Below are 289 nucleotides of genomic sequence, written 5' to 3' on the forward strand. Positions count from 1 at the left end.
GGAACAAGGCGCAGGAGCGAGAGCGCAACGCGGTCGCGATCGGCGAACATCTGGCCTATATAGCGGCGCTGAAATCGCGTGACCTCGGCAAGGTCGATGCCGCCTGCCGCAAGCATTTGAAGTCGGCGCGCCAGACGCTCCTGACCTCAATCCCAGAAAGCCGGCAACCGTCCCGCACCTGATCGCGCCGCGTTGCCGCAGCATCGATTTGGCGATTTTCGGCCTCCCGTTGGCGTGATAGATATCCTTCCGGTAGCTTGGTGAGGCGGATCGTTTGAAGAGCCGGAGG

1 pseudogene is annotated in these 289 nt (G+C 62.3%); it reads left to right on the top strand.

The features are described from left to right. Window positions 1-182 (top strand): annotated as a pseudogene (locus EN852_RS39725) (GntR family transcriptional regulator); the annotation flags it as partial. Between the last annotated feature and the right edge of the window lie 107 nt (window positions 183-289).

Source organism: Mesorhizobium sp. M2E.F.Ca.ET.209.01.1.1, from assembly GCF_004010375.2.
Classification (GTDB): Bacteria; Pseudomonadota; Alphaproteobacteria; order Rhizobiales; family Rhizobiaceae; genus Mesorhizobium.